Below are 26,137 nucleotides of genomic sequence, written 5' to 3' on the forward strand. Positions count from 1 at the left end.
TAAACAGCATTTTGTCAGGTGGACATTTCATGGCTTCATATTCTACCAACGAATTTCGCGGCGGTCTTAAGGTTTTGCTGGATGGCGACCCCTGCATCATTCTCGAGAATGAGTTCGTCAAACCCGGGAAGGGTCAGGCCTTCAACCGGGTAAGGCTGCGTAACCTCATGACCAACCGGGTCTGGGAGCGCACGTTCAAATCCGGCGAAAGTCTTGAAGCTGCGGATGTCATTGATCAGGACATGGAATATCTCTATACCGATGGTGAGTTCTGGCACTTCATGCTGACTGACGGTTCCTTCGAGCAGTACCCGGCTGATGCCAAAGCGGTTGGCGATGCGCTGAAGTGGCTGAAAGAGCAAGACGTTTACACGGTAACGCTCTACAACGGCGCGCCGCTGTCCGTAACGCCCCCCAACTTCGTTGAACTTGAGGTGGTTGATACCGATCCGGGCATGAAGGGTGACACCGCCCAGGGTGGTTCCAAGCCGGCAACACTCTCTACCGGTGCGGTTGTCAACGTACCCCTCTTCATCACCATCGGCGAAGTCCTGAAGGTGGATACCCGCTCTGGCGAGTACGTGAGCCGGGTAAAGAGCAGTTGATCCGGTCATGACCCGCGAACCTGTCTGGCAGCCTTCTGCCTCGCAGGCTGCCCTGAAAAGCCGCGCACAACAACTGTCGTTTGTGCGCGGCTTTTTTGCGAAGCGAGAAGTGCTGGAAGTCGAAACCCCGGTGCTTGGGCGATGTGGCGTTACTGATGTCAATCTTGACGGCATCCCCGCGCAGGTTTCTGCCGGCACACGCGAAGGCGGATGGCTCCAGACGTCTCCCGAGTACCACATGAAGCGCTTGCTTGCGGCCGGCTGTGGTTCCATTTTTCAGATCTCCAGGGTGTTCCGTAATGGCGAACAGGGGCGTCGTCACAACCCCGAATTCTCCATGCTCGAATGGTATCGGACAGGCTTTGATGATGTGACGCTCATGGCTGAGGTGTCGGACCTTGTCTGTGGCTGGCTGGGCTGCGAGCGACCGGAAGTCATTCAGTATCGCGATGCACTCAGGCGATGGGCGCACATTGACCCGTTCGCAGCGACGGACCGTGAACTGATGCGCCGCTGTGAGGAGTGGCTGGAGCCAGAGCAATTGGCTGACCTTGGTCGGGATGGCTGCCTCGATCTGCTAATGAGTTTTGTCGTGGAGCCGAATCTGGGACGGGGCAGGCCCGTGTTTATAACGGGATATCCAGCCTCGCAGGCTTCACTGGCCAGAGTTTCGAAGTCTAGCGGCTATGAGACCGCGCATCGTTTTGAACTCTATGTTGATGGTCTGGAGCTTTGTAACGGTTACTGGGAATTGACCGATCCAGGAGAACAGAGGTTGCGCTTTGAGACCGATAACGAGCTGCGCAGGCGATCCGGAAAGCCTGAAATGGGGCTGGATGAGGCTTTTCTCGCTGCGCTTGATCAGGGCTTGCCCGAGTGCTCCGGTGTCGCACTCGGGCTGGACAGGCTGCTGATGCTCAAGCTGGGAGTCCAGGACATCCGTGAGGTTTTGGCGTTTCCGTTCGAGCGGGCTTGACCCTGCAGAACGTGATCACGCCAGGGCGCCGAACGCCTCGCCCATGCGAACGGTCTTGCCGGCCACCTGATCGCTGTTCCAGCTGACGGAGGCTTTTGGCATAACCATAATCACAGTGGAGCCCAGGCGGAACCGGCCCATTTCTTCACCCTTATCGAAGCTGATGGCCTGCTCGCCTTCGTACCGTGTTGATGTGACCTGCCGACTGCCGGGCACAACAACGCCTGCCCAGCGGGTTTCCACGCTGCCGACAATCATGGCGCCAACCAGTACCAGTGCCATGGGGCCGGAAGCGGTGTCGAAGATGCAGACAACCCGCTCATTGCGGGCGAACAGATTCGGGACATTTTCGGCGGTTACCGGGTTGACCGAAAAAAGCTTGCCGGGAACATGGATCATCTGTCGAAGCGTGCCCGCCATCGGCATGTGGATCCGATGATAGTCCTTGGGCGAGAGGTAGATTGTAGAAAATTCGCCATTGGCAAACGGGGCGGTGGTCGCTTCTTCGCCGCCTAGCAGCTCACTCAGGCTGAACGACTGGCCCTTGGCCTGGAAAACCCGGTCTCCGGTGACCTGGCCGAGCTGGCTGATGGCGCCGTCAACGGGGCTGACCAGGGTTTTTTCGCCGTCCGCCAGGGGGCGGATGCCGGGCTTCAGCTCCCGGGTGAAGAAATCGTTGAACGTGGCGTAGGCTTCCGGGTTCGGCTCGGCGGCTTCGCTCATGTCAACGCCATAGCGGCCGATAAACCATTTTATAACCCGGTTCTTGAGCGCAGGGGAGCGGTCATTGTCCGCCAGACGGCCGGCGAGGTTGGATACCCCCAGTTGCGGCGTGATGTACTGGCTAAGAACAAAAAGCTTGTCGAACATTAGATGTGATCCTTTGCGCTCAAAGGCGCGAAGTTTACCAAAGACTGCTACCTGTATAGAAATTGTTTCATGGCTTCGCGGTTATGGCGCGGCCTTGCTATTATCAGTTCACTTTTTGCATGACAGCTTCCGGCCCCGGCCGATAACCAAAAAACGAGGCGTGCTAAGACTTTATGTTGCTGATCGTCGGTTCGATTATTGTAATGGCCAGTGTGCTCACCGGCTATGTACTGCATGGGGGCAATCTGGCCGTTCTGTGGCAGCCAACTGAGGTGCTGATTATTTTTGGCGCGGCTCTGGGCTCTTTTATCATTGCCAACCCTGTGCACACTGTTAAAGAGGTCTTTGGAAAAAGCCTTCAGCTGCTCACAGGCTCGCCCTACAAAAAGGCTTTCTACATGGATCTCCTGAGTCTGCTCTACGAGATCTTCGATAAATCCCGTAAACAGGGAGTCATGGCGATCGAGGAGGATATTGATAATCCTGAGGCGAGCCAGATTTTCAGTCGATATCCGGCAGTCATGAAATCCAAAGAATTGTTGGCATTCATCACTGACTACCTGAGGATCATCAGCTCCGGAAATATGGCGACCCACGAACTGGAAGGCATGATGGAGAATGAGATCGACAGTCGCCAGCACGAACTTGAAGAGCCGGCCCACGCGGTCAACAAGATTGCAGATGCGCTGCCGGGGCTCGGTATCGTTGCTGCGGTGCTGGGTATCGTAATTACCATGAACTTTCTCACTGAAGGGCCGGAAAAAATCGGTCTCAGTGTTGCTGCAGCACTGGTCGGTACCTTTTTGGGTATTTTCATGGGGTATGGTTTTGTGGGCCCTGCTTCTGTTGCCATGGAGCACGCTGCGAAGTATGAACTGAAGGCTTACGAGTGCGTCAAATCAGCGATTGTGGCGACGGTTTCCGGGCAAGCGCCGCAAATGGCCATTGAGTTCGGCCGCAAGGCGTTGCCCACGGATAAGCGCCCTGGGTTCCAGGAGCTTAACGACCACGTTCGTTCCAAGTAATACCGTCCTTATCTGAACCCGGAGCCGATTCGTGGAAGAACAGCCGATCATCATCAAACGGAAAAAGGTTGTTGCGGGGGGGCATCATGGTGGCTCCTGGAAGGTCGCGTTTGCCGATTTTGCCACTGCGATGATGGCGTTCTTCCTGGTGCTCTGGTTAACCGCGACGGCATCTCCGGAACAGAAGAAAGCGGTAGAGGGTTATTTCCGGGATCCTGTCGGCTTTACCGAGGGCGGCTCGCCCAATCCGGTGGATCTTGAGGGCAGTGCTTCGGTGGTCAATGAGGCAAGCCCGGATATTGAATCCAGTCAGATCCAGATTGAAGACGAGATGGTCGACGAGCTTTCCGAAACCCTGGAGCAACGCCGGATGCGTGAGCTGTTCCAGGAGTTAAAGGAACAGATCAAACAGGATGCAACCTTGCAGGAATTCAAAGACCAGCTGTTGCTCGATATTACCGACGAAGGCTTGCGCATCCAGGTTGTCGACCGTTCCAACCGTCCCATGTTTGACAGCGGGCGGGCAGAACTCAAGTACTACTCCCAAGACATTCTGTTTGAGCTTGCGAAGACTCTGGGTTCAGTTAACAACAAGCTTAGTATTACCGGGCACACCGACTCCACGCCATTCAGCGGCCGGCCGGGTTACACGAACTGGGAATTATCGGCAGACCGGGCAAATACCGCCCGAAGAGCCCTTGTTGCAGGGGGTGTGCGTCAGCAGCAGATTGCCCGCGTTGTGGGGCTGAGCGATTCCGTGCTTTTCGACAAGGAAGATCCGAATGCGCCGGTGAACCGCCGCATATCCATCATCGTCCTGAACAAGAAAACTGTCGATAACATACAGACCAGTGCTGGCCAGTACGATGAACCGCTCATCGACCTCACGAAGCCGGCAGAAGACGAGCAAGAGGAAGCACGTGAGCGCCTGGAAAGCGGCGAATGGCTGGAGGAACAAGAAGAGCCGGCGCCGGGCGAGCTAAACTGGTAAGGCCGTTCGGGTCCGTCAGTCCAGCTTCAGCCCGCGGGCCTGCTGCTCCGTCATATCCTGAAGTATCCGGTGGAAGCTTTTCAGCCGCTCCGGGCTGATTTTCCCTTCCTCCGCAGCTCTGTCGATGGCGCAACCGGGGTCACCCATGTGCCGGCAGTTGCGGAACTTGCAGGTGCCGATCACCTCCCGAATTTCCCGAAAGCCATACTCGATCTCCTGCGCTGTCATATGCCAGAGCCCGAACTCACGGATCCCCGGCGAGTCAATCAGATCGCCTCCGAGCGGCAGGTGGAAAAGTTTAGCCGTGGTTGTCGTGTGAATCCCCTTGCCGGTGCTCTCCGACACAGCTCCCACGCGAATGGCCTCATCGGGCATCAGGGTCTGGATAATGGATGACTTGCCCACCCCGGATTGCCCCACAAAGACACTGGTCTGATCCTTCACCAGTGCCTCAACCTCTGGCGAAGGTTTATCACCGGACTCAGCGGCAGACGTTCGAACCACCTCATAGCCCAGTGTCTCATATCGGCCCAGAAGCGCGTCGATGTACTCCCGGTTGCTGTCGGTGATCAGATCGGTCTTGTTCAGCAGAATCACCGCCGGAATGTCTGTGATCTCGGATGCCACCAGATACCGGTCAATCAGGTTATCGTGAGGTTCCGGCTCCGGCGCAATCACAAGAATAATATGATCAATGTTTGCGGCCACCGGCTTGAGGGCACCAAAATTATCCGGCCGCTGCAGCAGATTGCGGCGCTCACTGCGGGCAACGATAACCCCCGTCTCATTCTTCCCCGGCCGCCAGACAACCTTGTCGCCAGTTACCAGGGAATCGATATTGGCCCGAACAAAGCAGCGAACCACATTGCCTTCCTGGTCGCCTTCAAGCGCTTCGACATCCAGCTGTTGCCCATAGTGAGCAATGACCAACCCTTCCTGCTCAGGCCCGAGCTCACCGGCGTCGGCCTGCTCCTGAACCTTCTTCTCCTTGCGCGCCGCCCGGGCCGCACGCTCTTCCTGGACTTTCTTGATGCGGAATTGTTGCTGTTTGTTCAGTCGCCGTTTTGCCATTTATGTCCCGGATAACCAGATGAAAGTTTCGCCCTTGGTGTGCCATCATACGGCAATCGTAGCTACTCGGCTTGGGCAATGCCGAGACGTTGAGGGTATATCACCTGATTTCGCAGTGGGGCTGGGTCCGGCTTTCCGGAAATGTCGGCGGCCATGGATGGCCGACGCCAAGCGCACATGGATGTGCTCGTAGCGGTTTCCGGAAAGCCGGACCCAGTCCCACTACCACCGCACTTAGAGGGCTGGTAACAAAATGGCAGAAAGCAATCGCCTCGTATGGATCGATCTGGAAATGACAGGCCTGGATCCGGAAAAAGAACGGATCATCGAAATGGCCACAATCATCACCGATTCGGAACTCAATATTGTCGCGGAAGGACCGGTTATTGCCGTCCATCAGCCACAATCCTTTCTGGATTCCATGGACGAATGGTGCACCAGAACCCATGGTGAAAGCGGACTGACCAAGCGCGTTCAGGAAAGCGATATCTCCGAGTCTGAAGCCGAACAGCAGACCATCGAATTCCTGAAAAAATACGTAGAAAAGGGCCAGTCACCCCTGTGCGGCAACAGCATTGGCCAGGATCGCCGGTTCCTCGTCAAATACATGCCCGAACTGGAAGACTTCTTCCATTACCGGAATCTTGACGTATCCACAGTGAAAGAACTTGCCCGCCGCTGGCGCCCGGATGTCCTCGCCGGCGTAAAAAAGAAAGGTAGCCACCTTGCACTCGACGACATCCGAGACTCCATCAACGAACTGCGTCATTACCGGGAACAGTTCTTCAAGCTATAGGCCATGCCGCTTCAGCGCCCACTGGACGTGCTCGCGGACCATCTCCGAAGGGTGGTCCGCCCGCTGCTTCAGGGCTTCAATCACCGGGATGGTTGACGGCGCGTTGCCCAGCCCGACCGCCAGGTTGCGCAGCCAGCCCTCGTAGCCTGTTCGCCGAATCGCAGAGCCCTCGGTGCGTTTGAGGAACTGCTCCTCGGTCCATAGAAAAAGCTCTGCCAAGGAACTGTTGTCCAGCCCGTGCCTCGGTTGAAAGTCCTTCTCGCTGGTTGGTTTGCTGAACTTCTGCCATGGACACACCAGCTGGCAGTCATCGCAACCGAAAACCCGGTTGCCCATTAGAGGTCTCAGCTCCTCTGGGATACTCCCTTTCAGCTCGATGGTGAGATAGCTTATGCAACGTCGGGCATCAAGCTTGTGCGAGCCAACAAAGGCGTCCGTCGGGCAAAGGTCGAGGCAGGCCGAACAGCTGCCGCAATGATCCGTTTCAAAGGGTTCATCGATGGGCAGGGGGGCGCTGGTGAAGATTTCCCCGAGGAAAAAGAACGAGCCGGCCTTCGGGTGAATCAGCATATTGTTCTTGCCGATCCAGCCGAGACCCGCTCTCTGCGCCAGTGCGCGCTCCAGCACCGGAGCGCTGTCTACAAAAGCCCGGTAATCGTATCCGCTCACGGCCTCATCAATCTTCGCTGCCAGCTGTGCAAGACGCTTACGGATCAGTTTATGGTAATCCCGACCCAGCGCATAACGCGTGACATAAGCACCCTCCCGGTTAGTAAGCGCTTCTTTCGGACTGTCTGGTGAGGGCAAATAATCCATTCTCACGGATATAACCCGCGTGGTGCCCGGCACCAGAGAGTCAGGCGTATAGCGCTTGTCCCCGTGGTGGGCCATGTAATCCATTTCGCCCTGGTAACCTGCCGCAAGCCAGTCCTTCAGGTGGTCGGCGTGCTCGCCCGTGTCCGCGTTGGTAATGCCCACATCGGCAAACCCGAATTCAGCTGCCCACTGGTGGATGAGCGACGGCAGATCCGCAAGTTCCGGGTGTGTCGTGGTCCAGGTTGCTGTGGTGCTCATAGTGACTGCCGATGCTGGAGTTCGGTGCTGAACCCGTGTACGGATATTTAATCTGATTAAGTTATGACCTTTTCTACTGTTTTGCTATGCTTTACAGATAGCTGGCCAATTTTCTTAAACCGGTTTCTGTAACGGGAGCAAAGCTTCATGCCGCCGTCCGCTGGGCACAGTCTACCAGACGCACTGTTTTCCGCCGATGCGGTGAGGCAGATCGATCGCTATGTGATTGATCAGCAAGGTGTTGATGGTTTTGAGCTGATGCAGTCCGCCGCCCACGCCGCTTTTCGTTGCCTGGTACGGCATTGGCCAAACTGCGGCTCGGTGCTGGTCCTGTGCGGTGCGGGTAACAACGGTGGTGACGGTTACCTGGTCGCGGCAAGTGCGAAAAGGCACGGTCTGGACGTCAGCTGTGTCGCGGTTGCGCCGACCGGCAAATTGTCCGGCGACGCCCGTAAAGCCTGGCAAAAGGCCTTGGCGGACGGTGTAGATGTTCTTGACCTCGAGGCTCTCGGCGAGTCATCGCTGGACGATCTGTTTGCCAGCGCGGGCCTGATTGTTGATGCCATGCTCGGTACTGGCGTGTCCGGTGCCCCCCGGGAACCGTTTACGACTCTGATAAGCCGGTGTAACAGCGCTTCAGCGCCTGTCCTTGCGGTGGATCTGCCCTCCGGGCTTAATGCGACCACGGGAGCGGCCGAGGGGGATGTGGTTAATGCGGCCAGGACAGTGACCTTTATCGGGCTCAAGGCTGGCTTGTTCACGGGGCAAGGTGCGGCAGTGTGCGGCGAGGTGGTTTTCGAATCTCTGGATACCGACGAGGGTATCGCCGGTAGCGGCCAGAAGCCCGTTGCCCGCCGTCGTGACTGGGGTTCTGTGATGCCCTGGCTACCACCCCGGCCTGCCAACGCTCACAAGGGAAGATTCGGGCATGTGCTGGTGGTTGCGGGTGATCGCGGATTCGGTGGGGCCGGTCTGCTGGCGGCAGAGGCTGCGGCGCGATCGGGTGCCGGGCTCGTGTCGTTGGCGACCCGCCCCGAGCATTTGACAGCGGCCCTGGCAAGATGTCCATCCGTCATGGTTCATGGCCTGATCCATGGCTCGGAGTTGCCGACGTTGCTTGATGCTGCCTCGGTTGTCGTGTGTGGCCCGGGTATCGGGCGAAGCGCCTGGGGCCAGCAGATGCTCGAGCAGGTGGTTGCCAGCGGCAAGCCGAGGGTGCTGGACGCGGATGCGCTGAACCTTTTGGCTGGTCGAGTAGCCATTCCAGCGGATAATCACATCCTGACTCCGCATCCGGGCGAGGCGGCCAGGTTGCTGAATTGCCTGGTGCCCGAGGTTGAGGCAGACAGGATGGCCGCCGCCAGAAAGCTGCAGGCGCTGTATGGCGGCACGGTGCTTTTGAAAGGCGCCGGCACCGTTGTCGCGTCTGAGGACGGCGGCCTGGATATCATCAGTGGCAGCAATCCCGGAATGGCGACTGGCGGAATGGGAGATGTCCTCTCCGGTATTGTTGCGGCTGTTTTGGCTCAGATTGGTGACGGACAGAAAGCGGCAGTGCTGGGTGCATCCGTGCACCTTGCTGCGGCTGACCGGGCTGCGAGAACCACGGGGTTTATCGGACTGATACCGACCGATGTCATCGATGCGCTGCCGTTGGTGTTTCGGGAATCTGAAAGGAGTCCGGGGGCTGAATCGTCATGAGCATAATGGGTAACGAGCGTCGGGTTTTTCTGGAGAACGAGGCCGAAACCGAGCATCTCGGTCGGGAGCTGGCCAGGACCGTCGTGGAGTCTGGCCATGGCCTGGTTGTTTATCTGGATGGTGAGCTCGGCATGGGGAAAACCACCATCAGTCGGGGCGTTATGCGCGGATTGGGTCATGAGGGGGCAGTAAAAAGCCCGACCTATACCCTGGTAGAGCCCTACGAGACTCTGAATCCACCGACATACCATTTTGATCTTTATCGCCTGGGCGACGCCGAAGAACTGGAATACATGGGCATCCGCGATTATTTTTCCGCAGGAAACCTGTGCCTGATCGAGTGGCCAGAGAGAGGCAAGGGGATATTGCCCGAGCCAGACCTGGAGGTTCATCTCGAAACTCGGGGGGAGGGGCGGTCTGTGGTCCTCAGGGCCCGCTCAGAGCTGGGCGCTGGGGTGCTGAACGAACTGGAGTTAATTGGTCCGGCGTCATAGCGAGCCCGGAACCGGGAATAAACTGGCAGGTAAGCTTTATGAATTGTGCAAAGCTGAGTAAACAACTGGTCTGGCCGATTGCGCTATTGCTTGTGACATTGGCGTTTCACGGTTCGGCGGCGACACAGGTCGAGAGTGCCCGTATCTGGCCCGCGCCCGATCATACCCGGCTGGTTCTGGACACTGGCGGGCAGGTGGAGCACAACATTTTCTCCCTGAGCGGCCCGGCGCGGCTGGTGATCGATCTCAAGAATACCAACCTGAAGACCGACTTTTCCGGTTTGGACCTTTCCGGCAGTCCGATCAAGCGAATCCGCAGTGCGCCGAGGAACGGCAACGATGTTCGCGTCGTTCTGGACCTGAAGGCAGACATCAAGCCGCGGAGTTTTCAGCTTGAGCCGAATCAGCAGTATGGCCACAGACTGGTGGTCGACCTGATTGACGAAAGCGGCAGTCGGCTGGAAAAGGCGACCACGCCCACAGTGACTCAGGACTCGAACGGAAAGCGGGACGTTATCGTCGTTATCGATGCCGGGCATGGTGGGGAAGACCCAGGTGCCATTGGCCCAAGAGGAACCCATGAAAAAGATGTGGTTCTGAAAATGGCGAAAACTCTGGCTAGCCTGATCAATGAGCGGCCCGGATACACCGCTAAACTGACGAGGACGGGGGACTATTACATTGGCCTTCGCAATCGAACGATTTTGGCCAGGAAATACAATGCCGACCTGTTCGTATCGGTACACGCCGATGCCTTCCGAACGCCGCAACCGAGGGGAGCCTCCGTGTTCGCTCTTTCCCAGCGGGGTGCAACCAGTGAGACGGCCCGATGGCTGGCCAACAGTGAGAACCGGTCGGATCTGATCGGCGGGGCCGGCGGGCTGTCCCTCGATGGCCGGGACGACATGCTTGCCGGTGTTCTGCTGGACCTCTCCATGACGGCCAGTATCAACGCCAGTCTGGGGGTTGGCAGTTCGGTCCTGGGCAAATTGGGCGGCGTGGCCAAGTTGCACAAGCCTGGCGTTGAGCAAGCCGCTTTTGCGGTTCTGAAATCACCGGATATTCCCTCCATCCTGGTGGAAGCGGGCTTCATATCGAATCCCCAGGAAGAGAAAAACCTGGCCACTGAGTGGTATCGCAACAAGCTGGCCGGCGCGATCATGAAAGGCATTGATGACTACTTCCAGAAAACGCCGCCGCCTGGAACCCTGCTGGCGTCGCAAAAACAGAATCGCCAGGGTGGAAACAGCATCAGCCACTACCGGATACAGCGTGGAGACACGCTATCCGGCGTGGCCAGGAAGAATCAGACGACCGTCAGTGAGCTGATGCAGTATAACGACCTTCGGGACGACCGTGTTATGGTAGGGCAAACCATTCGTATTCCCGCGTCCTGATCAAGAGGTTTTTCCGTAACATGCCCCCCATTCGATTGCTGTCACCGCGGCTCGCGAACCAGATTGCCGCGGGTGAGGTGGTTGAGCGCCCCGCGTCTGTCGTCAAAGAGCTGGTTGAAAATGCCCTGGATGCCGGCGCCAACCGCGTCGATGTTGAGGTGGAGCAGGGCGGCGTCAAGCTGATTCGAGTTCGGGATGACGGCAGTGGTATTGAGGAAGACGATCTTCCCCTGGCGCTTAGCCGCCATGCGACCAGCAAAATTGCCAGTCTGGACGATCTGGAAGCCGTGGCGTCCCTGGGTTTTCGGGGAGAAGCGCTTGCCAGTATCAGCTCTGTCTCCCGGCTTACCCTGACCTCAAGGACCGAGTCCCAGGAAGCGGCCTCTCGGGTCGAGGTCGAGGGCCGGGAAATGGATGCGAGAATTTCGCCCGCAGCGCATCCGGTCGGAACGACCGTCGAAGTGCGGGCCCTGTTTTTTAATACCCCGGCTCGCCGCAAATTTTTGCGTACTGAAAAGACAGAATTCAATCACGTCGAGGAATGTGTGCGGCGTCAGGCACTGAGCCGCTTCGATGCCGGCTTCACGTTGCGCCATAACCAGCGCGTCGTACAAAGCCTCAGGCCAGCGGAGTCGGCCCTGGATCGCGAGCGTCGGATTGGTTCACTTTGCGGCCAGCAGTTTATCGATAACGCCGTGGTTATTGATGCGGAAGCCACCGGGTTGCGACTCTGGGGCTGGGTCGCTCTTCCCACGTTTTCGCGCAGCCAGGCCGATCTCCAGTATTTCTTCGTCAACGGCCGCGTTATTCGTGACCGCCTGGTAGCTCATGCCGTGCGCCAGGCCTATCGGGATGTGCTCTACAATAACCGGCATCCGGCGTTTGTATTGTATCTGGAAGTCGACCCCGCCACCGTCGATGTAAACGTCCACCCGACCAAGCACGAGGTCCGGTTTCGGGATGGTCGGCTGGTTCACGATTTCATCTTCAGAACCCTGCACAAGGCGCTGGCCGATGTCCGGCCGGACGATCATTTCCGCGGCGCAGTGGCGCAGTCTTTTGGTCGCGAAGCAGCCACCCAGGGTCAGGAAGCAGTACCGGCCACCGGCGCCTCTGCCGAGGGGGGCTGGAACGGTCAGCCATCGGTATCCAACTATGGTTACTCCGGCGGCTCAGGCGCCGGCTTTGGCGGGCAGTCGCAGCCGCAACAGGAGTGGCGCGCCAGCGATCAGATGGCCTTTTATCAGTCCCTGAATGCCGGTGGCGGAAGCGATGGACAGCAGGCCATGCCCGCAAGCGATCGCGCCGCCACGCCAATGCCAACACCGCCTGCAGACAGTGACCAGGAGCCGCCGCTCGGATATGCCATCGCCCAGCTGCACGGGATCTATATTCTTGCCCAGGGGCGGGCGGGGCTCATTGTTGTGGACATGCACGCGGCCCACGAGCGCATTACCTATGAGCGAATGAAGCGGGCGCTTGCCGAGCAGGACCTGAAAAGCCAGCCGTTGTTGGTGCCGCTGTCGCTGGCGGTCAGCCAGAAAGAAGCAGCCCTGACCGAGAGTCACGGCGAAGAACTGCAGAAGCTGGGTCTCCAGATTGAGCGGATTGGTCCGGAAACCCTCGCCGTGCGGCAGGTGCCGGCGCTTCTGCGTGGTGCTGACACAGAACAGCTGGTGCGTGACGTTCTGGCGGATCTCATTGAGCACGGCCAGAGTGACCGCGTCGAGGCGGTGACGCATGAGCTGCTCGGAACCATGGCATGCCATGGTTCGGTGCGTGCCAACCGGCAGTTGACCATTCCCGAGATGAATTCGCTGCTCAGGGACATGGAGGCGACCGAGCGCAGTGGCCAGTGCAACCATGGCCGGCCGACATGGACCCTGGTGACCATGTCTGAGCTGGACAAGCTGTTTCTCCGGGGGCGCTGAGGTGTCACTGCCTCCCGCCATCTTTCTGATGGGGCCTACGGCTTCCGGTAAGACAGACCTGGCAATAGCGCTCTGCGAACACCTGCCTTGCGAAATCATCAGCGTGGATTCCGCAATGATCTATCGGGGTATGGATATCGGAACTGCCAAGCCGACTGCCGCAGAGCTTGCGCGGGCGCCCCACAGGTTGATTGATATCTGCGATCCGGCGGAAACGTACTCCGCTGCGGATTTCCGTCGGGACGCGTTGGCCGCGATGGCCGAAATAACGGCCGCAGGCAGGATCCCGCTTCTAGTCGGCGGCACCATGATGTATTTCAAAGCGCTGCTTCATGGAATGTCCGGTCTGCCATCGGCCAGCCCCGCTGTGCGACGGGCGCTGGAGCAGGAGGCTGAAGAGCGGGGTTGGGAGGCTTTGCATGAAGAGCTGCGGGGCAGTGATCCGGTGGCAGCCGAGCGGATCCATCCGAACAACCGGCAGCGTCTGATGCGGGCCCTGGAGGTATTGCGCCTTACCGGCAAGCCGATTTCGGAGTTCTGGCGAGCCGATCAGGGTGGCTGTGAGCAAACAACGGGAGTGGCGCAGGACGGCGACATTGAGGATTACACCTATTTCACTCGCTGGCAGGCAGACGAAACATCTTTGCTTCCGTATACTGTTATTCAACTTGCTATAACACCGCCTGAGCGGCGGGTGCTCCATGAGCGGATTCGCCTGCGGTTTCTGAAAATGCTGGAGGCGGGGTTCGTTGATGAAGTTCGGGCACTGATGATCCGGGACGACCTGCACCCTGATCTCCCTTCTATGCGTTGTGTCGGATATCGCCAGGCCTGGAGCTATTTGTCCGGGGAAGACGACTACGAGACATTTGTCAGCAAGGGAGTGGCAGCAACACGCCAACTGGCGAAGCGGCAGTTGACTTGGTTGCGTAAGTGGTCAGATGTGGACTGGCTGGACAGCGGCGACAAACATATCGCTGAGGTAGCCTTGAAAAAAATCCGACTTCGCACCACATTTAATTTTAACAAATGACGATCTGCATTTACTAAAAACAGGAGAAAACACATGTCAAAAGGGCATTCGTTACAAGACCCTTACCTTAATGCATTGCGCAAGGAACGCATTCCGGTTTCCATCTTTCTGGTCAACGGTATCAAGCTTCAGGGCCAGATTGAGTCTTTCGACCAGTTCGTGATTTTGCTGAAAAATACTGTCAGCCAGATGGTCTACAAGCACGCTATTTCCACTGTGGTTCCTGCCCGAAATGTCCGCATTCCGCAGCAGGCTCCGGGAGGAGAGGGCGAGTCTGAAGACTGATCCATCCGATTCCCGATCTTGCCACCCGCGTTCCAGAGGATCCCGACAAGGGGTCTTGTGGCCGCGGGTGTTTGTTTTTATGACCCTCATCATTTGTTTACCCCGGAGTTGATGCCAATTGTTTGAACGTCCTGATGTCGGTGAGCGCGCGGTCCTCGTCCACATCGATTTTACTGCCCACGATGGTACCGAAGACCCCGGTGAGTTCCGGGAGTTGGTCACCTCTGCCGGTGTTGAGCCTGTCTCAACCGTTACCGGGTCCCGCAAGCAGCCCAGCCCCAGATTTTTCGTTGGTGAGGGCAAGCTGGAAGAAATTCGTGATGCAGTAGCGGCGAACGAAGCGGATGTTGTGCTGTTTAACCATGCTCTGAGCCCTCGCCAGGAGCGGAATATTGAGCATGAGCTCAAGTGCCGTGTACTGGACCGCACCGGCGTCATTCTTGATATCTTCGCTCAGCGGGCACGGACTCACGAAGGTAAGCTTCAGGTAGAGTTGGCGCAGCTCGAGCATATGTCCACTCGACTGGTTCGGGGCTGGACCCACCTTGAGCGACAGAAAGGCGGTATCGGGCTTCGCGGGCCTGGTGAAACCCAGCTGGAAACCGACCGTCGGCTCTTGCGGGAGCGCATCAAGTCTATCCACAAGCGTCTGGAAAAAGTTCGTCGCCAGCGCAACCAGGGCCGCAGGGCCCGTCAGCGGGCTGACATTCCCACGGTATCGCTGGTTGGATATACCAACGCGGGTAAATCCACTTTATTCAACCGTATTACTACTTCCTCCGTATATGCTGCAGACCAGCTGTTCGCCACGCTGGATCCGACGTTGCGGCGGCTGGAACTTCCGGATGTCGGGCCGGTCGTAATGGCGGACACCGTGGGCTTCATCCGGCATCTGCCGCACAAGCTGGTTGAGGCGTTCCGGGCGACGCTTGAGGAAACAACGCAGGCGACGCTGCTGCTTCACATCATCGACAGCCATGACCCGCGCCGCGAGGAGAATATTGAGCAGGTTGAGGAAGTGCTTGCGGAGATCGGGGCGGATGACATTCCCATGCTGCAGGTGTTCAACAAGATTGATCTGCTCGAAAATTTCACGCCTCGGGTTGAGCGCAACGAAGAGGGTATCCCGGTGAGAGCGTGGGTTTCCGCGGTGACTGGCGAAGGCCTGGACGGGTTGTTCGATGCGATCGTGGAGCGGGTGGCCGAAGATGTCGTTCACCACTTTGTTCTGCTGGGTCCCGCAGATGGCAAATTGCGTGCACTGTTGCATGAGGCAGGATCGGTGATCAGCGAGGAATACCGGGATACCGGCGATACGGTCGTTGAGGTGCGCCTGCAGAACCGGGATTGGCATCAGCTGCTGAGCCGCGCCGGTGTGAATGAAAAGTCAGTCAGGCTGGACGTGGGTCACGCCTGAAACCGCTGCGGCTATTGCCGGGGCGGAGATAAATCCCTAGTATTTGCAGCCATTCTATTTATAAGTCAGTAACGGAGAGCACTATGGCCTGGAACGAACCGGGTGGAAACCGCAACGACAATGACCCCTGGGGTACCGGTGGTGGTCGACGCGGCAATGATCAGGGGCCGCCAGACCTTGATGAGGCGCTGAAAAAAGGTCTCGACAAGCTCAACAAGATGCTGGGCGGCAAGGGAGGCAAGTCAGGCGGCAGCGGTGGCAGTAGCGGCGGCAGCTCCGGTGGTTTCGGGGCGATTCTCGCACTGGCGGCCATACTGGTAGTCGGCTATGTCATCTTCCAGTCCTTCTATACGGTGGACGAACAGGAACGGGCGGTGGTTCTCCGGTTTGGTGAATACCACCAGACCGAGAATCCCGGCCTGAGATTCAAGGTGCCGTTGATTGACAGTGTTACCAAGGTCCGTGTCACTAACGTGCGTACTGCTGAGTCCAGTGGCCAGATGTTGACCCAGGACGAAAACCTGGTAACCGTCGACTTGCAGGTTCAGTACCGCGTTGGCGACGCTGAAGCCTACGTGCTGAATGTGCGTGACTCCAACCAGGCACTGGCCTTCGCGACAGACAGCGCTATTCGTCACGAGGTCGGCAGTTCGACACTCGACGACGTGCTGACAGAAGGACGAGCGGAACTGGCTGTTCGGGTAGAGCAACGGCTTCAGATGTTCCTGCAGGACTACGGTACAGGTCTGGAATTAGTACGGGTCAACGTGGAGAGCACCCAGCCGCCGCCAGCGGTTCAGGACGCATTCCGCGAAGTCCAGCGTGCCCGGGAAGACGAACAGCGGGTGAAAGAAGAAGCCGAAACCTACCGTAACAGGGTTGTACCTGAAGCGCGTGGTGAGGCTCAGCGCATGATTGAAGAAGCCAATGCCTACAAGCAAGAGGTGATTGAACGGGCCCGTGGTGAAACTGCCCGTTTCCTTGAACTGCTGGCCGTCTATCAGATGTCTCCGACAGTTACGCGGGAGCGTTTGTATCTGCAAACGGTCGAGCAGGTCCTGGCCAACAGCAGCAAGATCCTCGTGGATACAGAGAGCAGTGGCAACATGATGTATCTGCCGCTCGATCGACTGACCCAGGGTTCGCTGCCCCGTACCGGTGGATCATCCTCCGGCAACAACCAGGGCAACGTGGACATCCAGACCCTGACTGATCAGGTTCTTCAGGAACTGCGAAGCAGGCAGGATACTACCGTTCGGAGGAGCAGATAATTATGGGACCTAAAGGTGTAGTGGGCCTTGCAGGCGCCCTGATCGTTGTCCTGCTGGTACTGTCCAGTGTGTACATCATTCCGGAAACCCATCGGGGTGTTCTGCTCCGGTTCGGTGAGCTGGTAGAGACCGATATCCAGGCCGGTATCCATTTCAAGGTCCCGGTCATCGACCAGGTTCGTGAATTCGATATCCGGGTTCTGACCATGGATCTGCCATCCAGGCAGTATCTGACCGTGGAGAAGAAGCCGCTGGATGTGGATTCCTACATCGCCTGGAAAATCCGGGACGTGGATCAGTTCTACCGGGCGACCGGCGGTGATGAGTTCCGTGCTCAGTCTCTGCTTTCTTCCCGTGTTGATAACGGGCTGCGGGACGAGTTCGGTATTCGGACCATGGTCGAAGTCGTTTCCGGCCAGAGGGATGAGCTGATGCACACCCTGCGGGATCGCGTAAACCAGACTGCCCAGAATGAATTCGGTATTGAAGTCCTCGACATTCGCGTTAAGGCGATCGAATTCCCGGGTCAGGTGAGCGAAAACGTTTATCGTCGGATGGCGACCGAGCGCGAAAAGCTGGCCCAGGAATTCCGTTCACGGGGCCGGGAGCTCGCAGAAGGTATTCGTGCCGACGCAGACCGTCAGAGAACGGTTGTTCTTGCGGAAGCTTTCGCTCAGTCAGAAGAGACTCGGGGTGAGGGAGACGGTCAAGCAGCCAGAATCTACGCCGATGCCTACGGCTCCGACGCGGAATTCTACAGCTTCTACCGAAGCCTGCAGGCTTACCGCAATACCTTCATGAGCAAGGATGACATCATGGTGATTGATTCCAACAGCGCGTTCATGAAGTTCCTGAACGATCCGCAGGGCGCCCGTTAACCCTGCACGTTGAGACCAAAAACCGGAATACCTCTGTATTCCGGTTTTTTTGTGCCCGGCAACCGTGTAAAATTCTGCCGGTTTTGTGTCGGGCTTTTGCCGAGTGCCGCCTTAAATCCTGTGTGATCCCCCAGCCGACTGTGCCGGAGCGGATATAACGGACAACGGAATCTCATGACAGTATCTGATCGCTGGTTACTGCCAGACGGGGTAGAGGACATTCTTCCCCCGCTGGCCGGACGGATCGAATCCCTGCGTCGGGATGTAATGGATACCTGCCAGCGCTGGGGCTACCAGCTGGTAATCCCACCGCTCATTGAATATCTCGAATCCCTGTTTACCGGAACCGGAAACGATCTGGAGCTTCAGACTTTCAAGCTCACCGATCAGTTGACCGGGCGGATGATGGGTGTTCGCGCCGATATGACACCTCAGGCGGCGCGCATTGATGCCCATACCCTGGGTCAGGAAGGGATCACCCGTCTTTGCTATGCCGGGCACGTACTCCATACCCGCCCAAAGCACATGCTGACAGGTCGAACACCGATTCAGGCTGGCTGCGAACTATTTGGCAGTGGCTCCGAAGCAGCCGATATGGAAGTGATCAGCCTGATGTTGGAAACCCTCAGGGTGGCCGGCTTGCCACGTATCCATCTGGATCTGGCCCATGTTGCCATCTATGAGAGTCTGATCGGCGAGGCGGATTTTGATCGGGATACGGAGAGCGCAATTTTTGACGCCATGGCTCGCAAATCGGTGCCGGAGCTTGATCAACTGCTAGGCCAATGCCCTCCAGGCTCTGCGGGTGCTCGTTTGCGTGAGCTTGCCCGGGTCAGTGGTGGCCCGGAAGCCCTGAACGAGGCCCGTCGGATCCTGCAGGGTGCGTCTGACAGCCTGGATGCGGCACTCGACCAGCTTGGGCGTGTGTCCGACATGCTGGGAAGGGATTACCCGGATATCAGCTTCGGATTCGATTTCTGTGAGCTTCGTGGCTACAACTACCACACGGGCCTTGTGTTTGCAGCCTACGTGCCGGGCCACGGTGATTCCGTGGCCAAGGGTGGCCGTTACGATGCCATCGGAAGTGACTTTGGTCGGGCCCGCCCTGCAACTGGGTTCAGTCTTGATATTCGCTCTCTGGTCTCGCTTGGCGAGCGCGTGACTCGCAGTGCCGGCGCTGTCTGGGCGCCGGCGGATGACGACCCCGCCCTGGAAGGCGTGATCTCCGGTCTGAGAATGACGGAAACCGTTGTTCGTGCCCTTCCCGAAGACCAGGGCGTTAACCCTGCTACCAGAGGCTGTGACCGTAAGCTGGTCAAACAGGGTGGCCAATGGGTTGTGCAGAAGCTGGGCTGATGCCTCCGGGGCCTCGGTGAATTCATTTACAGGTAAACTTGCGAAACGCCTGTCCTGCGGGGCAGCCGCACTGAGAGAGAATCATGGGTAAAAATGTTGTTGTGCTGGGCACCCAGTGGGGTGATGAAGGCAAGGGTAAGATTGTTGACCTGCTGACCGACAAGGTTGCAGCGGTTGTCCGCTTCCAGGGCGGGCACAATGCCGGTCATACCCTGGTAATTGACGGCAAGAAAACAGCGCTTCACCTGATTCCTTCCGGCATACTGCGGCAACACGTCTATTGCCTCATCGGCAACGGTGTTGTCCTGTCGCCCGAGGCTCTGCTGAAAGAAGTGCGTGAGCTGGAAGCCAATGACGTGGCGGTTCGCGATCGCCTCCGCATCAGTCTGGCGTGCCCGATCATTCTGCGTACTCATGTTCGAATCGATCAGGCCCGTGAAAGGGCTCGTGGTGTCGACAAGATCGGCACAACCGGTCGCGGTATTGGCCCGGCCTATGAAGACAAGGTTTCCCGCCGTGGCCTGCGCCTGGGCGATCTGTGCAATCCCGCCGACTTCGAAATGAAGCTCCGGGAGATCATGTCGTACCACAACTTCATCCTGACCGAGTATTTCAAGGAAGAGGCTGAGGACATTGATGCCGCACTGGAAGAGCTGAAGCAGATGGGCGAGGAAATTTTGCCCATGGCGGCAGACGTGACTGACATGCTGCATGATTTCCGCAAGCGTGGAGAGAATATCCTGTTCGAGGGTGCCCAGGGCTCGCTGCTGGATATCGATCTTGGCACCTATCCGTACGTGACCTCTTCCAACACCACCGCTGGCGGCACGGCCACCGGTTCGGGCTTCGGCCCGCTGTTCCTCGACTATGTGCTGGGGATCACCAAGGCGTATACCACCCGTGTAGGTTCCGGACCGTTCCCGACCGAACTGTTCGACGATATGGGCAACCACCTCGCAGTGAAGGGCAACGAAGTCGGCACCACAACCGGGCGTGCCCGCCGTTGTGGCTGGTTCGATGCGGTGGCTCTGCGCCACGCTATCCAGATCAACAGTGTGTCCGGTATCTGTCTGACCAAGCTGGATGTGCTGGACGGACTGGAAACCGTGAAGGTGTGCGTTGGCTACAAGACGCCTAACGGCGAGATCTTCCGGCCGCCCATCGGCTGCGACAGCTACAAGGACATCGAGCCGGTTTATGAGGAACTGCCCGGCTGGAGCGAAAGCACCGTTGGCCTCACCAGCGTCGATCAGTTGCCGGAGAACGCCAAGGCCTACATCCGTTTCCTGGAAGAGCAGATCGAAGCGCCGATCGATGTGATCTCCACTGGTCCGGATCGTATCGAGACGATCACATTGCGTCACCCGTTCGGCGAATAATCGCCAACGTTAAAAAACCGCCCTGCCGAAAGGCACGGCGGTTTTTTTGTGTTCAGGGCTTCTCGGCAATCACGGTAGCACGCAACGGCCCAGGGTATCCTTCCACAGTTTTTGAGGGGTCGTCCGGATCCAGAAAGTCCTGGAGGGAGTTGAAACGCATCCAGTCGGTGCTTCGCTGCTCGTCTGTGGTCGTAGGGGTGACATCGACCACCCGGGCATTCCGGAAGCCGGTGCGGTCCAGCCAGCGCAGCAGTGTGTCGCAGGAGGGCAGGAACCAGACGTTCCGCATCTGCCCATAGCGATCCTCGGGCATCAGGCTGAAGCCCTCAGGGCCCTCAACGACAAGTGTTTCCAGCACCAGTTCCCCGCCTCTGCGAAGCGTTCCCTTCAGTTCAAGCAGATGATCGAGCGGTGAGCGCCGATGATAGAGAACCCCCATGGAAAAAGTGGTGTCGAAGGTTTCAAGGTCGGCGGGGAGGTCTTCCATCCGAACGGGCAGCAGGTCTATCGGGACATCACCGAGGTAGTCCTTGACGCTGAAGAACTGGAACAGGAACAGCAGCCCCGGGTCGATGCCGATCACCCGGCCCGCGCCCTCGCCCAGCATCCGCCAACAGTGATATCCGGAGCCACAACCCACATCCAGTATGCGGCGACCGGAAAGGTCTGAAAGGTAGGGCGACACGCGGTCCCACTTCCAGTCAGAGCGCCATTCGGTATCGATGTAGGTACCGAAGAAGTCGAAGGGGCCTTTGCGCCAGGGCATCAGGCCGCGTAATCCGAGTTCCAGTTGCTCCCGTTGTGCTACGGTCAGGGGCTGTCTGGAGGTCAGCGTTACCGCGGATTGGTCGAGTTGCGCGTCTACCTGAGCCAGGCCGGGTAGCTGGTCAAGGGCAGCTTGCCAGCGATCAAGATCGCCGTGGGGGCGGTCCTCAAAGCGGTGGGTGAGTTGTTGTTGGAGTTGCGTCGCCCAGTTATCCAGGCCGTCTTTCGCAAGTTCATTGATGATAGGCCCGAACCGGGCTTTCCAGTCAAAGTCTGCCATGGTCATTCGGTGGTTTGGTTGGCCTTTATGGCGAGCATGGAAACAAAGTTGAAGCACTGATACCACACCACCACGTCATCGAAGCCTGCCGACAACAAGCGCGCCTTGTGCGCAGCCAGTGTTTCGGGAATCAGCACCTGCTCGATCGCTGTGCGTTTCTGGCTTATTTCAAGATCCGAATAGCCATTGGCGCGCTTGAATTCGTGATGCAGTCGGGTCTGAATGGCTTGCTCGCCGTCAGATTCAAAGCGAACTTTCTCCGACAGGATCAGGACACCGCCAGGACGAGTGGCATCAGCAATGCGCGCAAGCAGGCCGGCCCGCTTCTCCGGATCGACAAACTGCAAGGTGAAGTTCAGAGTGGTCACCGAGGCATTACTCAGCTCGGTGTCCAGAATATCCTCGCACCTGAGGGTAACGGGGAGCGCACTGTCGTCCAGGGCAATGTAATGCTCGCAGCGTTCGATCATGGCGCTCGAGTTATCCACTCCGATCAGGTTGCAGTCCGCATGGGCGATACCATGGCGCATTGCCAGCGTGGAAGCGCCCAGTGAACAGCCCAGGTCATAGCAGTTGGTGGCGGGCTGGGCATATTGCTCCGAAATAACCTCGATCATCGGAATGATAGTGGTGTAGCCCGGCACCGAGCGCCGGATCATGTCCGGAAACACCCTGGCCACCGATGCGTCGAATCGGAAGTCCTCCGGCCGGCGCTCTGTGGCAAACAGCCGGTCCGTGATCTGCTCGGGTGCCTCAGACGGCTTGCGGGATTTATTCATTGGTGTCCGGAGTCTCGGGAGCGGGCAGAACGGCAGGCCCGGTCGGGGAGGGCCTGGAGCAGCGGACGCCGCGATTTTTATAGTCCACCAGGATTCCCCGGAACGAGGGATCCACATCGGCGGCAATCGCCAGGTAACCATTTTCGCAAACGGCGTGCAGTTCCGAGGCTTTGGGTGACATGCGAAACGGATCCTCCTCGGTTACATGGATGGCCTGGAAATCGCCAACAGGCATGTGATCCTTGTTCTCGCTATGGCTGATCTTGCCGCTCATTTCCAAAACAAGAACGGTGCCAATAGCCGCAACCACGGCGGTTACGATCAGGCTACGGACGGTGTAACTGGCCTCATTCTGGCTCATGCATACCTCAAATCAAGCGAATTAAAAGTGTTGTTCAGTATTGTCCCGGCACCGTGATGGCCGGTGACTGCAAGGCTGATAACTGCTCCCGGAGCGACAGAATCTGATCTGACCAGAACCGTGGCTGGGCAAACCAGGGAAAGAAGCGCGGAAATGCAGGGTCATCCCAGCGCTTTGCCAGCCAGGCGCAATGGGCAATCTGCCGGTAGCAGCGTAGCGGCTCAATCAGATGGCGCTCGCGGCGATTGAAATCACGGAACATTTCATAGCCTTCCAGCAACTCTCCCAGCTGGGCGCCGCGCTCGAAGTCGTCTCCATTCAGCAGCAACCACATATCCTGAATGGCGGGTCCGGTGCGGCAATCGTCGAGATCCACGAACAGCATCTGTTCGTCACGGCAGAGAATATTGCCGGCATGGCAGTCGCCATGAAGTCGCAGGGTTTCCACCGGACCGGCTTCGTCAACCCGAGCGGCGCAGAGTCTTTGCAGGTCAGGAATCAGGCTGTCCCAGGCTGGCCTGAGATCCGTCGGAATCCAGTCACCCCGTAACAAAAGCCGATTGCTGGCTTCGATGCCATCCAGCAAATCCATGCCCGAGCGATGGACAAACGGTTTTTTGGCGCCAATATTGTGGATCTGACCCAGCCATTGCCCCAGCCGGTAAAGGGTATCAGTGACACTGGTGTCTGGTGCTTGCCCGCCACGCTGCGGAAATACCGCAAACAGGAACGCGCCATGACGCCCGAGCGTGTCTTCGGTCGCCAACTTCATGGGTGCGACAACCGGAATGTCCGCTTCCAGGAGCTCAAGGGTGAACGTATGCTCCTCACGGATTTCCGCTTCGCTCCATCGGCCCGGCCGATAGAACTTGGCAATTACCGGGGCGCCTTCATCCAGGCCTACCTGATAGACCCGGTTTTCATAGCTGTTCAATGCGAACAGCCGGCCACTTACCGCAAACCCTGCCTCGTTCATCGCATCCAGAATGATATCCGGCGTCAGGGAATCGTAGGGGTGGGTGGATGCCGCAAGTGAGGGGTCATGGGTCATAAAGGGCGTTTTAGAGCCTTGTGTCGTATTTGGATTTCATGGTTTGCAGATGGTACCAGTTTTCGTCCAGCTCCCAGCGGATACGACTGATGCCAGAGACCCCAAGAATAACGTCTCCGGCACGGGCCTGAACCTGTGCAAGCTCGCGCTCTGCGCGCTGCCAGTCGCGATGACTGTCCCCAAGATTGCGCATGCTCGGAAATACCGCGCTCAGCGCTTTGTGGGTAGACGTGGTGTGGGACCGCAGTGAGCTCATAATGGCCGTGTCGCCCTCCACCCTCAGTACCCGGTGCTTGTAGGGGTAGCTGGCAACCACATCATCCGCTTTCAGGCGCTCGTTCAGGCTGATTACTTCAAAGCCCCGCCAGCCTAGCCACCCGACAAAAAGGGCCGCCACCACCATTACCAGAACAAACTGCTTTCTGTCAGACATCATGAGCCTGGCTCCATGCACTACTTTCCGGAGGCAAGTATAACCGGTATGGGCTCTTGAGTAATGTATTGAGCCTGCCGGCGCCCGTTTTCGCCGGGCTGGCGGTATAGGATATGCTCAATGTCTTGTCAGTGGAGCAGGGACAACCATAAGTGTCGACAGAAGTGCTGGAAATCCAAACCGTTGTAATCGGCGCCGGGGTCATTGGGCTGGCTATTGCCCGCGCTCTGGCGAGAGCCGGGCATGAGGTCATCGTTCTCGAAAGCTCAGACCGGTTTGGTGAGGGCATCTCCTCACGAAACAGCGAAGTCGTTCATGCCGGCATTTATTACCCGCAAGGGTCACTGAAGGCGGAATTGTGTGTTGAGGGTCGACAGCAGCTTTATGACTATTGCTTGACGCACAAGGTTGGACACCGTAAATGCGGTAAGTGGATTGTTGCCGTCGACGAGGCACAGAATGACAAGCTCTGTGATATTCAGGTTGCGGCAGCCAGCAACGGTGTTGAACTGGACCTGTATGATGGCGAAAGAGTCGCCCGAGGCGTTCCGGGTATTTGCGCCAGCTTGGGGCTCTGGTCCCCCGAAACCGGTATTGTCGACAGCCACGGGCTGATGCTCTCCTTGCTTGGCGAACTCCATGATGCCGGCGGCCAGCTCGTTCTGCGCTCGCCGGTAGCGGCTGCTGAATCGGATAGCCAGCGGCACCGTCTTAACGTGGCAGGGGAAATCCCGCTAATTCTGGAAGCGAAAAATGTCATTAACGCCGGCGGGCTCGGCGCCGTCCCCCTGGCAAAAAACTGGGCAGGTCTGCCCGACAACTGCATTCCCCGGCAATGGCTCGCGAGGGGCGTCTACTTCAGCTACAGCGGACGAACACCTTTCAGGACCCTGATCTATCCGGTTCCTGAACCTGGGGGCCTGGGTATCCACCTGACTCTCGATCTCGCTGGCCAGGCCCGTTTCGGTCCGGATGTAGAGTGGATCGAAAAGGAAGACTACACCGTGGAACCCAGTCGCCAGGAAAGCTTCGCCAGAGGCATCCGCCAATGGTGGCCAGGACTCGACCCGGCCCGACTTCAGCCCGCCTATGCCGGCATCCGACCGAAGCTGAAAGGCCCCGATGGCGGCTTTGCGGACTTCCGTATTGATGGTCCAGAGATGCACGGTTTGCCGGGACTGGTTAATCTGTTCGGTATCGAATCGCCGGGTTTGACATCCTGCCTGGCAATTGCTGAACGTGTAAAAGCTTTGCTGTCTTAACCTGGCGTCCGGGCTAGTGCCCAAACCTGAATGTCCCGGGCCCCGGCCTCCCGAAGTGCTGATGATAAAACCCTGACGGTCGCGCCGGTGGTCACCACATCATCCACAATCGCTATTCGCTCTGGCACTGGCGGGATGACCTCAAATACCCCGCGAAGATTCGCCAGTCGCGCCTCCCGGTTCAGCTCCCGTTGCGACCGGACACGGCGAACCCTTCTGACAAGTCCGTTGGCGACCGGGAGGTCCAGGGCGCTGGCAATCGTCTCGGCAATGTCCTGGGCCTGATTGAATCCGCGTTGCCGGCGTCGCCGCGCATCCATTGGCGCGGGTACCAGTACCTCTGGCATTGCGATGGCACCATCGAGCCGAGCCTTCTGCACCAAGTCAGCAAAATCCGCGATCAATGGTCTTCCGAACTTGCGTTGGCCCCGATACTTGTATCGGCCAATCATGCCGTCGAGCGGGTACTGGTAGCGCCAGGGTATAAAAGAGCTATCGAAAGCCGGCGGATGTTTCATGCAGTCACCGCAGAGCAGCTCCGACGACGGAAAAGCCAGGGGCAGGGCGCAGCAGCGACAGTGCCAGCGGTTCACTGGTAGGTCGCCCCGGCAGGGCTGGCATAAGCCGTTGAAAGCGTGCGAGGAAAGGCAGGCGAC

Annotated in this window: 26 protein-coding genes; 17 read left to right on the top strand and 9 right to left on the bottom strand. The window is 58.0% G+C overall.

The window, feature by feature from the left end; genetic code table 11:
• Positions 1–29 precede the first annotated feature (29 nt).
• Positions 30–605 carry an elongation factor P gene (gene efp / locus CFB02_RS02355; RefSeq protein ID WP_088556717.1) on the top strand — a complete coding sequence of 192 codons (576 nt, stop codon included), beginning with the start codon at positions 30–32 and terminating at the stop codon, positions 603–605.
• A gap of 7 nt (positions 606–612) precedes the next feature.
• Positions 613–1,581, top strand: a complete 969-nt coding sequence (epmA, locus tag CFB02_RS02360) for an EF-P lysine aminoacylase EpmA (RefSeq protein WP_088556718.1) — start codon at positions 613–615, stop codon at positions 1,579–1,581.
• Positions 1,582–1,596: 15 nt separating this feature from the next.
• Here epmA and asd read toward each other — a convergent pair whose 3' ends face one another.
• A complete protein-coding gene (asd, locus tag CFB02_RS02365; protein ID WP_088556719.1) occupies positions 1,597–2,451 on the bottom strand; it encodes an archaetidylserine decarboxylase in 855 nt (284 codons plus the stop codon).
• Positions 2,452–2,624: 173 nt separating this feature from the next.
• On the opposite strand from asd, the gene motA reads away from it, so the two are divergent.
• Complete coding sequence (motA, locus tag CFB02_RS02370) at positions 2,625–3,476, top strand: flagellar motor stator protein MotA (RefSeq protein ID WP_088556720.1); 852 nt, start codon at positions 2,625–2,627, stop codon at positions 3,474–3,476.
• A gap of 31 nt (positions 3,477–3,507) precedes the next feature.
• Positions 3,508–4,467, top strand: coding sequence for a flagellar motor protein MotB (motB, locus tag CFB02_RS02375; RefSeq protein WP_088556721.1), 960 nt, complete (start codon positions 3,508–3,510; stop codon positions 4,465–4,467).
• 15 nt (positions 4,468–4,482) lie between these two features.
• On the opposite strand, the gene rsgA is transcribed toward motB, so the two are convergent.
• On the bottom strand, positions 4,483–5,538 hold the full coding sequence (gene rsgA / locus CFB02_RS02380; protein ID WP_088556722.1) for a small ribosomal subunit biogenesis GTPase RsgA: 1,056 nt from the start codon (positions 5,536–5,538) through the stop codon (positions 4,483–4,485).
• Positions 5,539–5,791: 253 nt separating this feature from the next.
• Here rsgA and orn point away from each other — a divergent pair, with 253 nt between their 5' ends.
• On the top strand, positions 5,792–6,334 hold the full coding sequence (orn, locus tag CFB02_RS02385) for an oligoribonuclease (protein ID WP_088556723.1): 543 nt from the start codon (positions 5,792–5,794) through the stop codon (positions 6,332–6,334).
• Here the strand turns inward: orn and queG are convergent.
• Positions 6,329–7,408, bottom strand: a complete 1,080-nt coding sequence (gene queG / locus CFB02_RS02390) for a tRNA epoxyqueuosine(34) reductase QueG (protein ID WP_088556724.1) — start codon at positions 7,406–7,408, stop codon at positions 6,329–6,331. The genes orn and queG overlap by 6 nt on opposite strands.
• 147 nt (positions 7,409–7,555) lie before the next feature.
• Here queG and CFB02_RS02395 point away from each other — a divergent pair, with 147 nt between their 5' ends.
• The 11 genes from CFB02_RS02395 (at position 7,556) to CFB02_RS02445 (ending at position 20,550) form a co-directional block, all read left to right on the top strand.
• Positions 7,556–9,109, top strand: a complete 1,554-nt coding sequence (locus CFB02_RS02395) for an NAD(P)H-hydrate dehydratase (protein ID WP_088556725.1) — start codon at positions 7,556–7,558, stop codon at positions 9,107–9,109.
• Complete coding sequence (gene tsaE, locus CFB02_RS02400; RefSeq protein WP_088556726.1) at positions 9,106–9,603, top strand: tRNA (adenosine(37)-N6)-threonylcarbamoyltransferase complex ATPase subunit type 1 TsaE; 498 nt, start codon at positions 9,106–9,108, stop codon at positions 9,601–9,603. The genes CFB02_RS02395 and tsaE overlap by 4 nt, the downstream gene beginning before the upstream one ends.
• Positions 9,604–9,641: 38 nt before the next feature.
• Complete coding sequence (locus tag CFB02_RS02405; RefSeq protein WP_088556727.1) at positions 9,642–11,000, top strand: N-acetylmuramoyl-L-alanine amidase; 1,359 nt, start codon at positions 9,642–9,644, stop codon at positions 10,998–11,000.
• A 20-nt stretch (positions 11,001–11,020) separates the two neighbouring features.
• Complete coding sequence (gene mutL / locus CFB02_RS02410) at positions 11,021–12,931, top strand: DNA mismatch repair endonuclease MutL (protein ID WP_088556728.1); 1,911 nt, start codon at positions 11,021–11,023, stop codon at positions 12,929–12,931.
• Between the two features lie 28 nt (positions 12,932–12,959).
• A complete protein-coding gene (gene miaA, locus CFB02_RS02415; RefSeq protein WP_227519415.1) occupies positions 12,960–13,964 on the top strand; it encodes a tRNA (adenosine(37)-N6)-dimethylallyltransferase MiaA in 1,005 nt (334 codons plus the stop codon).
• 33 nt (positions 13,965–13,997) lie between these two features.
• On the top strand, positions 13,998–14,249 hold the full coding sequence (gene hfq, locus CFB02_RS02420; protein WP_008170056.1) for an RNA chaperone Hfq: 252 nt from the start codon (positions 13,998–14,000) through the stop codon (positions 14,247–14,249).
• A gap of 118 nt (positions 14,250–14,367) precedes the next feature.
• The gene (gene hflX, locus CFB02_RS02425; protein WP_008170060.1) at positions 14,368–15,666 is read left to right on the top strand and encodes a ribosome rescue GTPase HflX; all 1,299 of its coding nucleotides are present in this window, start codon (positions 14,368–14,370) and stop codon (positions 15,664–15,666) included.
• Positions 15,667–15,749: 83 nt separating this feature from the next.
• Entirely contained in the window at positions 15,750–16,937 is a 1,188-nt protein-coding gene (gene hflK / locus CFB02_RS02430; protein WP_088556730.1) for an FtsH protease activity modulator HflK, read from the top strand.
• A gap of 2 nt (positions 16,938–16,939) precedes the next feature.
• Positions 16,940–17,815, top strand: coding sequence for a protease modulator HflC (hflC, locus tag CFB02_RS02435; protein ID WP_088556731.1), 876 nt, complete (start codon positions 16,940–16,942; stop codon positions 17,813–17,815).
• A gap of 174 nt (positions 17,816–17,989) precedes the next feature.
• Positions 17,990–19,171, top strand: coding sequence for an ATP phosphoribosyltransferase regulatory subunit (locus CFB02_RS02440; RefSeq protein ID WP_088556732.1), 1,182 nt, complete (start codon positions 17,990–17,992; stop codon positions 19,169–19,171).
• Positions 19,172–19,254: 83 nt separating this feature from the next.
• On the top strand, positions 19,255–20,550 hold the full coding sequence (locus CFB02_RS02445; RefSeq protein WP_008170068.1) for an adenylosuccinate synthase: 1,296 nt from the start codon (positions 19,255–19,257) through the stop codon (positions 20,548–20,550).
• Between the two features lie 52 nt (positions 20,551–20,602).
• Here the strand turns inward: CFB02_RS02445 and cmoB are convergent, their stop codons facing one another.
• The 5 genes from cmoB to CFB02_RS02470 are packed head-to-tail and all read right to left on the bottom strand — an operon-like array spanning position 20,603 to position 24,222.
• A complete protein-coding gene (gene cmoB / locus CFB02_RS02450) occupies positions 20,603–21,595 on the bottom strand; it encodes a tRNA 5-methoxyuridine(34)/uridine 5-oxyacetic acid(34) synthase CmoB (protein ID WP_172835793.1) in 993 nt (330 codons plus the stop codon).
• 2 nt (positions 21,596–21,597) lie between these two features.
• Entirely contained in the window at positions 21,598–22,374 is a 777-nt protein-coding gene (cmoA, locus tag CFB02_RS02455) for a carboxy-S-adenosyl-L-methionine synthase CmoA (RefSeq protein ID WP_088556734.1), read from the bottom strand.
• On the bottom strand, positions 22,367–22,735 hold the full coding sequence (locus CFB02_RS02460; protein WP_088556735.1) for a kinase: 369 nt from the start codon (positions 22,733–22,735) through the stop codon (positions 22,367–22,369). Before CFB02_RS02460 ends, cmoA begins: the two co-directional genes overlap by 8 nt.
• 34 nt (positions 22,736–22,769) lie before the next feature.
• Entirely contained in the window at positions 22,770–23,786 is a 1,017-nt protein-coding gene (locus CFB02_RS02465; RefSeq protein WP_088556736.1) for a serine/threonine protein kinase, read from the bottom strand.
• 10 nt (positions 23,787–23,796) lie between these two features.
• Positions 23,797–24,222, bottom strand: coding sequence for a hypothetical protein (locus CFB02_RS02470; protein ID WP_088556737.1), 426 nt, complete (start codon positions 24,220–24,222; stop codon positions 23,797–23,799).
• A 161-nt stretch (positions 24,223–24,383) separates the two neighbouring features.
• Between CFB02_RS02470 and CFB02_RS02475 the strand changes: the two genes are divergently transcribed.
• Positions 24,384–25,481, top strand: coding sequence for an NAD(P)/FAD-dependent oxidoreductase (locus CFB02_RS02475; protein ID WP_088559136.1), 1,098 nt, complete (start codon positions 24,384–24,386; stop codon positions 25,479–25,481).
• Here CFB02_RS02475 and CFB02_RS02480 read toward each other — a convergent pair.
• Positions 25,478–25,999 (bottom strand): ComF family protein, encoded by a 522-nt coding sequence (locus tag CFB02_RS02480; RefSeq protein WP_227519296.1) that lies wholly within the window; start codon positions 25,997–25,999, stop codon positions 25,478–25,480. The genes CFB02_RS02475 and CFB02_RS02480 overlap by 4 nt on opposite strands.
• Positions 26,000–26,137 lie beyond the last annotated feature (138 nt).

Source organism: Marinobacter sp. es.042 (genome assembly GCF_900188315.1).
Lineage (GTDB): Bacteria > Pseudomonadota > Gammaproteobacteria > Pseudomonadales > Oleiphilaceae > Marinobacter.